The sequence below is a fragment of the Methylobacterium sp. WL8 genome (assembly GCF_008040045.1).
Classification (GTDB): domain Bacteria; phylum Pseudomonadota; class Alphaproteobacteria; order Rhizobiales; family Beijerinckiaceae; genus Methylobacterium; species Methylobacterium cerastii.
Window position 1 is genome coordinate 1 of the sequence record NZ_VRVF01000119.1, and the last position, 7,869, is coordinate 7,869.

Annotated in this window: 5 protein-coding genes; 4 read left to right on the forward strand and 1 reads right to left on the reverse strand. The window is 63.7% G+C overall.

Going from position 1 to position 7,869, the window contains the following annotated elements:
* Positions 1 to 212 precede the first annotated feature (212 nt).
* The 4 genes from FV234_RS24370 to FV234_RS24385 all read left to right on the forward strand — a co-directional run bounded on the left by FV234_RS24370 (position 213) and on the right by FV234_RS24385 (position 7,077).
* Positions 213 to 3,464 (forward strand): efflux RND transporter permease subunit, encoded by a 3,252-nt coding sequence (locus FV234_RS24370; protein ID WP_147832207.1) that lies wholly within the window; start codon positions 213 to 215, stop codon positions 3,462 to 3,464.
* Complete coding sequence (locus FV234_RS24375) at positions 3,464 to 4,849, forward strand: efflux RND transporter periplasmic adaptor subunit (RefSeq protein WP_147832209.1); 1,386 nt, start codon at positions 3,464 to 3,466, stop codon at positions 4,847 to 4,849. Before FV234_RS24370 ends, FV234_RS24375 begins: the two co-directional genes overlap by 1 nt.
* Before the next feature lie 175 nt (positions 4,850 to 5,024).
* Entirely contained in the window at positions 5,025 to 5,705 is a 681-nt protein-coding gene (locus tag FV234_RS24380; protein ID WP_147762567.1) for a response regulator transcription factor, read from the forward strand.
* The gene (locus FV234_RS24385) at positions 5,692 to 7,077 is read left to right on the forward strand and encodes an ATP-binding protein (RefSeq protein WP_147832211.1); all 1,386 of its coding nucleotides are present in this window, start codon (positions 5,692 to 5,694) and stop codon (positions 7,075 to 7,077) included. The genes FV234_RS24380 and FV234_RS24385 overlap by 14 nt, the downstream gene beginning before the upstream one ends.
* Before the next feature lie 131 nt (positions 7,078 to 7,208).
* On the opposite strand, the gene FV234_RS24390 is transcribed toward FV234_RS24385, so the two are convergent.
* Positions 7,209 to 7,508 (reverse strand): hypothetical protein, encoded by a 300-nt coding sequence (locus tag FV234_RS24390; RefSeq protein ID WP_147832213.1) that lies wholly within the window; start codon positions 7,506 to 7,508, stop codon positions 7,209 to 7,211.
* Positions 7,509 to 7,869: the final 361 nt, after the last annotated feature.

The window sequence follows — 7,869 nt, forward strand, 5'->3', positions numbered from 1 at the left end:
CTTTTAAAGGCTGTGTGGCGATTTTCTGTTTTAAAATATTTTTAAAAAATCAATCGCGAATTCATTCGTAAGACCTGTCATCCGGCTCTATCTAGCGGTGTACTTACTTCGCTTCGCTCGAAGACCTCCAAGTAGCGCCTTTCCTCTGTTCGTCCGAGCGCGCTTCAGGCGCTGGCCGCATGGTGGGTTGTGCCGGGAAGCCCGATTTATCGATGAATCTTGTTCGGTTCGCCCTGAAATTCCGCAAGAGCTTCTACGTTTTGGCGATTTTGATGGCGTTGGGCGGCGTCGGCGCAATCGCCGTAGCGCCGAAGGACGTGCTGCCCTCGGTCGACATTCCCGTCGTTGTCGTGGTGTGGACCTATAGCGGTCTCGACGCCACCGACATGGTTCAGCGCATCACGAACTACAGCGAGTTCTCGCTGTCTAGCAACGTGAACAACATCAAGCGAATCGAGTCGACGTCCATCCAGGGTACCGTGACCGAGCGGATCTATTTCGATTCCGCCGTAAGCATCGACCTCGCCATGACGCAGGTCGATTCCGCCATGAACGCCATCCGCTCGCGCATGCCGCCGGGCGTGCAGCCGCCGGTGATCATGCGCTTCTCGGCCTCCTCAGTGCCGGTGATCCAGCTTGCGCTTTCCTCGGGCACGCTGCCGCTGACCAAAGTGTTCGATTACGCCCAGTACCGCACCCGCCAGCGCCTCGCCCAGGTGCCGGGCTCGACCTTGCCGTCGCCCTATGGCGGCGCCCCGCGCCAGGTGATGGTCGATCTTGACCTCGCCGAGCTCCGCGCCGTGGGCATGACGCCGCTCGACGTCACCAACGCGGTCCTCAAGCAGAACCTCGTCGTCCCCTCGGGCCTCGCGAAGATCGGTCGCCAGCAATACACCGTGCGGCTCAATTCGAGCCCCCAGCTCGTCGATCAGCTTAACCGCATCCCGATCAAGGTCGTGAACGACCAGCCGGTGCTCCTGCGCGACGTCGCCCATGTCCGCGACGGCTCGCCGCCGCAGACCAACATCGTCCGCGCCGATGGCGAGCATTCCGTGCTGTTGCAGGTGCTGAAGAACGGCTCGGCCTCGACGCTGGACGTAGTCAACGCCGTGAAGGCGGCCCTGCCGGACATCCGCGCGGCCTCGCCCAAGGGCCTGTCGATCACGCCGCTCTTCGATCAATCGGTCTTCGTTTCCGACGCCATCGGCGATGTCGTACGCGAGGCGGTGATCGCCGCTGGGCTCACGGGACTCGCCATCCTCCTGTTCCTGGGCTCGTGGCGATCGACACTCGTGGTCCTCGTCTCGATCCCGCTCTGCATTCTCACCTCTCTGTCGGTGCTGGTGGCGCTCGGCCAGACCATCAACGTCATGACGCTCGGCGGCCTCGCGTTGGCCGTCGGCATCCTCGTGGATGACGCCACGGTGGCCATCGAGAACACTTACCGGATGTTCGAGGAGGGCTATCCCTTCCGCCGCTCGGTGCTGGAAGGCGTGGCGGGTATCGCCAAGCCGGCGCTGATCTCGACACTGGCTATCTGCTCGGCCTTCTCGGCGGTGTTCTTCCTGACGGGCGCCCCCCGCTACCTGTTCGTGCCACAGGCCGAGGCGGTCGTCTTCGCGATGCTCACCTCCTACCTGCTCTCACGCACCCTTGTGGCGATCCTGATCGACGTCCTCGTCGCGCCGGAATATGCAAGACATCATGGTGGGGCGACTCCTGCGCTGGAAGTCGGCCCGCGCCGCCGCTCGCTCCTGTCGCGCCTCCTGGCGCCGCTTGCGTGGCTGCTGCGCTTTCCACTGCGTGTCGCCTTGGCATTCCGCGAGGCCTTCGAGCGCGGCTTCGCACGATTCCACGCTGGCTATGTCGGGTTGCTCGGTGCGGTAATCCGCCATCCGAAGCGGGCGCTTGCCGGGGCAGCCTGTGTCTTCGCCGTGACGGCGGGGCTCTTTCCCTTCATCGGGCAGGACTACTTTCCGCAGATCGAGTCGAGCCAGATGACGCTGCACATCCGCACCCGGCCGGGAATGCGGATTGAGGAGGCGGAGAAGACCTTCGCGCAGGTGGAGGACATCGTCCGGCAGGTCGTCCCGAAGGACGAGCTAGGCCTCATGCTCGACAATATCGGCCTGCCGGCGTCGAACTACAATTACGCGTTCATGGACGCATCCTTCGTCGCCTATAACGACGGACAGATGCTCATCAATCTCAAGGGTGAGCACAAGCCGATCTCGTTCTACGAGCGGCGTTTGCGGAAGGTGCTGCGTCGGGCGTTTCCTTCGGATGTCTTCTATTTCCAGCCCGCCGACATCATCACGCAGATCCTGAACTTCGGCACCGTGGCGCAGATCGACGTGCAGGTCTCCGGTCGGCACGACGCGAAGGACCTCGCCGTCGCCCGCGCGCTCGTGCGCCGGGTCGCGGCGGTGCGGGGGGCGGTGGACGTCCACCTGCACCAGATCGTCGATGCGCCGCAGATGTACGTGAACGTTGATCGCCGGCTCGCCTCGGAGATGGGGGTGAGCGAGCAGATCATCGCCCAGAACCTCAACGTCTCCCTTTCCGGCTCCTTTCAGGTCAGCCCTAACTTCTGGGCCGATCCGAAATCCGGCACGCCGTACCAGCTGTGGGTGCAGACCCCGGAATGGCGCAACGGAGACATCGCCCGGCTGATGAATACGCCAGTCTCGGTCCACGGCACCGGAGACGGCCAGCCGGGCATCCCGATCCTGCTCTCGAATATCGCCACGATGCAGCGGCAGCCAGAGCAGACGGTGATCAACCACGTCAACACCCAGCCGACCTTCGACATCCTCGCCAACGTGCAAGATGCCGACCTCGGAAGCGTGCGCAGCGCGGTCGAAAAGATCGTCGCGGAGGAGCAGGCGACGTTGCCCGCCCCCGACAAGATCCGTGTGCGTGGTCAGATCGAGAGCATGGAGGGCGCCTTCGCCCATATCGAGGTCGGACTCGGGATCGCGCTGATGGCGGTCTACCTGCTGCTCGTCCTCAACTACCAGACTTGGGTCGATCCCTTCGTAGTCATCGCTGCGCTGCCGCTCGCCTTCTGTGGCATCGTGATGAGCCTGTTCGTTACCGGCACGACCTTCTCCATCCCGGCCCTGTTCGGGGCGATCATGTCGGTGGGCGTGGCGAGCGCGAACTCGATCCTGCTCGTCACCTTCGCCAAGGAGCACCGTGAGGCCACGGGCTGCTCGGCCCCCGAGGCCGCGCTGATGGCCGGCAACACTCGGCTGCGACCGGTGTTGATGACCGCCTCGGCCATGTTCCTCGGCCTGATCCCGATGGCGATCGGCTCGGGCGAGGGCTCGGAACAGAACGCGGCGCTGGCCCGCGCCGTCATGGGCGGCATCGGCATGGGCACGCTCTCCACGCTGCTCTTCGTACCGCTCCTCTACACGCTTCTCCGCCGCAACCCGATCAAGCCCCTTGAGGACTATTGATGAGCCCGTTCATCGAATCCGACGACGCTGGGAACGACGCCGCGGAGCGGGCGCATGCCCATGCGGTCGAGATCGATCCTCTGCGGCAGGACCTGCTGGGCGAGGCCCTGACTCATGCGCACCTTCCCCCGCCGCGCAAGCGCCCGTTCGTGATCGCGCTTCTGGCGCTCGGCAGCGCCCTCGGCCTGGGCGGCTGGCACCATTGGCAGACCTACCGCACGTCGTTGGAGACGCAGGAGGACGTCATCAGCTTCGTACCGACCGTCCGCACGGTTTCGGCCGTCGAGGACGACGAGCCGATGAGGCTGACACTGCCGGGACAGACCGAGGCTTTCGACCACGCCGACATTTTTGCCCGTGCCACTGGCTACATCGCCGAACGCCGGGTCGATATCGGCTCCCGGGTCAAGAAGGGCGACCTCCTCGTGCGCATCGCCGCCCCCGACCTCGACCAGCAGAAAAGCCAGGCCGAGGCACAGCTCGGCCAGCTTCAGGCCCAGCTCGCCGTCGCCCATGCCGACGTGGAGCAGGCCAAGGCCAACGTCACCCTCGCCAACGCCACCGACGCCCGGACGTCGACGCTCGCCGGCCAGGGCTGGGCCTCGAAGCAGACTGCCGACCAGACCCGGGCGCAGATGCTCACCGCCACGGCCGCCCTCACCGCCGCCGACGCGAAGGTGAAGGTGGCCGAGGCGAACATCACTGCCCAACAGGCGACCGTAGACCGGCTGCGCACGCTCACCACCTTCGAGAACGTGACCGCGCCCTTCGACGGCATCGTCGTGGCGCGCATGGTCGATGTCGGCGACCTCGTCCATGCCGATCTCGGCAGCGGCGCGTCACTCTTCTCCATCGAAAGCACGGACGTGCTACGCGTGTCCGTCCAGGTGCCGCAATCGGCGGCGGTCCACATCCGCGACGGTGTCCGAGCGACGGTTCAGGTGGCTCAGTTGCCGGAGCGGAGTTTCGAGGGCACGGTCTCGCGCAGCTCCGTGGCCCTGCGCTCGTCGGTGCGGACCCTCGACACCGAGGTCGACGTAGCGAACCCGGACGGGGCGCTGCGGCCGGGGCTCTATGTGAACGTGACCTTCGCCGTGCCCCGCGCCCATCCCGGCCTGCAGATCCCGTCCGAGGCACTCATCTTCGATGCCGCTGGAACCCAGGTCGCCGTGGTCCAGCCCGACGATACGGTGAAGCTTCATCCGATCACGATCGCGCGTGATCTCGGTACGACCCTTGAGCTGCGTTCCGGCCTGAAGGGCGGCGACACCGTCGTCCTCAACCCCCCAGCCGACCTGCGCGACGGCAGCCGCATCGTCCCGAAGGGCAGCGTCTCTTCAGGGGAACCCGTTGCCAAGCTCTCCGTGCAGGCAAGCGCGGAGTGACGAAATGGCCAACGACAGCGCCTATGCGACAAGCTTAGCCGACGATATGACGCACGCCCCGCCGCCTGATAACGCGCCATTTGACACCGACCGCGAAGTGCATAACTCCAGCGTCCCAGCCGAAGCGCCGAGCCAGAAACGGGCTCAGCGTATCCATAATAAAAAGGATAAAAGGATGGCCAACGTTCTTGTGGTTGAGGATGATCAGCGCGTTGCTGCCGAAATCGGATTGGCACTGACCGAACACGGTTTTCGGGTGGATGAGGCCATGAACGGATCGATCGGTCTACGCAAGGCGATGGATGGTGACTTCGATGTCATCGTCCTCGACCGGATGCTACCGGAGATCGACGGCCTCGCCCTGCTTACCAAGCTGCGCGCCGCCAAGGTTTCGACCCCGGTCCTGATCCTTAGCGCGCTCTCGGCCGTCAACGAGCGCGTGGACGGGCTGCGTGCCGGGGGCGACGACTACCTCGCCAAGCCCTTCGAGTTCATCGAGCTGACCGCGCGGGTCGATGCCCTTGCCCGGCGCAAAATGGCCGCCGAGGCGGTGAGCGAACTCGTCGTCGGCGACCTACAACTCGACTTGATCGAGCGTGTTCTCCACTGCGCAGGTCGGGAGATTGAGCTTCTACCGAAAGAGTTCGCGATCATCGAGTTCTTGATGCAGAACGCGGGTGTGCTGGTGAGCCGCAAAATGATCTTCGAGTCAGTTTGGGGCTACAGCTTCAACCACCAGTCGAGCGTCATCGACGTCCATGTCGGTAAGATCCGCAAGAAGCTTGATCCCGACGGGCTGAACCCGCGCATTCACACCGTCCGCAACACGGGGTTCATCCTCCGTGCGACTGCTTGAGGTCCGCCGCACAAGCGGGTTCCGGGTCGCGTGCCTGTTCTTCGCGACGTTCGGAACTGCCTCCCTCGCACTCTCGGGCTTCCTCTATCTTGACACCCGCAGCTACGGCCGCAAGGCCGCGTTCGAGTGGGTTGGGTGGGAGTCGAAGCATCTCCTGAGTCTCGCGCCCCACGCCCTGCGCGATCGTATCGACGCCTCGGAGGATTTCGCCGAAGGCGGGCGCCCCCTCGTGCTGTTCGGACCCGACCACGCTCACCGCGCAGGGGCACAGATCCCGTTTCCTGAAACGGCCCCGGTCGGCCGCCCATTCATCCTGACGCAGCCGGCGGAGCACGGGTCGCGCACCCTGTTCAGTCAATTGAGCCGCCTTCAGAGCGGCGAATACGTCCTCGTGAGTCGCTCGGCCAAGGATCTGGAAGCCCTCGAGAAGGCCCTCGTCGAAACCTTCGTCTGGGGCATGGCCGCCACCATTGTCATCGGCCTCGTCGGAGCAGTGATCTTCGGCGCCGGATCGCTTCGCCAGAACGACGCCATCACCAAAGCCGTCGAGCGCATCATGCGGGGTGACCTCAGCGAGCGCCTGCCGACGCGGGGCGTATCTGCCGACCTCGCGCACCTGACCGGCGTCGTGAACGACATGCTCGATCAGCTCGAGCGGCTGATGTTGGAGATCAAGGGCGTCAATGAGAACATCGCGCACGACCTGCGGACCCCGTTGACGCGAGTGGTGGGCATCTTGGAGCGGTCGCTCCGCAAGGCCGACAGCGTCGAGGCGTTTCGCATCTGCAACGAGGATGTCCTGGCGGAGATAAAGGACATCGTCATCCGCTTCTCCGCACTGCTGCGTATTTCAGAGATGGAAGATCGCATGCGCCGGTCGGGCTTTACGGACCTCGACCTCGCCCGCCTACTGGAGGATGCTGTCGAGTACTACGAGCCCCTAGCCCTGGAACGGGATATCGGGCTCCGCTGGGAGCAGCCCGAAGAGCCCTGTTCCGTGGAGGGCGACCGAAGCCTGATCTTCGAAGCGGTGAGCAACCTGATCGACAACGCCCTGAAGTTCACACCCGCCGGTGGCGAGGTGAAGGTGGCGCTGGTGCGCGATCCTCCGGGCATCCGCATCGACGATACGGGCTGCGGCATCCCGGTCGAAGAACTCGGTGCGGTGCGGGAGAGGTACCGGCGCGGGGCGTTGAGGACAGGCAAGAGCGGCTTCGGCATCGGGCTCAGTCTCGTCGATTCCATCGCCCGGTTGCACAGCGCCGCGTTCGACATCGCGAGCGATGCGGGTGGCACCCACGCCACCTTGGTGTGGAAGCCTGCGGTCACGGCGGCAGGATCCCCCGCTGTCATCCGAGCCCAGAGCGCTTGAAGCACCTTCCATCAGAGCGGTTGCCGGTTCGACGAAAGACAATGTGGCATCACATTGAGATAGAGCATTTCCCGTGATCCGAGGATGACGGGAAATGCTCTACGCGGGTGAAGGAGCCGAGCCCCGTGGTTTCAGTAAGCGTCGCCGTAGGCCCGGCGCTGGCGCGACCGCAGGTGGCTCCATTGGCGGTCCGTGGGGATCGATCCGACGATGACCGGGCGCTGCGCCGCGAGCGAGCCGCTCGCTCCTATTGCGTTCCGCCACATGCCGCCGGAACGGTCGTTGCCCTGTGCGTAGGCGTCGGCGTCGAGGCCATCGCCGCTCGTGCGGATGATGAGTTTCGGGTCGATGGGCTGCTGCGTGTCCGCCGCAGAAGCAGCGCCGGACATCAGGATGGCACCAAGAGAGCAGGCCAGAACGAACGTTTTCATGGTCAATTCTCGTATCGATGGCGTCGCTCGCTGGCGACATGCCATCATAGTGCATCCGACACTGTATAAATTCAACGTTTTATCAAACAATAAAATTTTCGTCTTGAACTCTGGATTTGAACTTGAAACGGAACTTTAAGTCCACTTTAGCGGCAAAGAAAAAGCCGACCGGTTTCCCGGTCGGCTGAGTCTAAGGGTCTGAAGCTTTTGTTCAGTGTCGATCGGCCCCGGTACCTGGACCTGTCGGCTCTGAAACTAAGCGTCTGTTCCGCCGGCTGTGCACTGAATCGCCGAAGAACTAGGGTACTTGTAGCGAAATTACAGTACAAAGCAATAAAAATAAATTTTATCATTTTAATAT

Excerpts from the sequence above, each read along its gene's own strand:
- FV234_RS24390 (WP_147832213.1), bottom strand. The coding sequence starts at position 7,508 with ATGAAAACGTTCGTTCTGGCCTGCTCTCTTGGTGCCATCCTGATGTCC.
- FV234_RS24375 (WP_147832209.1), top strand. The coding sequence starts at position 3,464 with ATGAGCCCGTTCATCGAATCCGACGACGCTGGGAACGACGCCGCGGAG.
- FV234_RS24370 (WP_147832207.1), top strand. The coding sequence starts at position 213 with ATGAATCTTGTTCGGTTCGCCCTGAAATTCCGCAAGAGCTTCTACGTT.
- FV234_RS24380 (WP_147762567.1), top strand. The coding sequence starts at position 5,025 with ATGGCCAACGTTCTTGTGGTTGAGGATGATCAGCGCGTTGCTGCCGAA.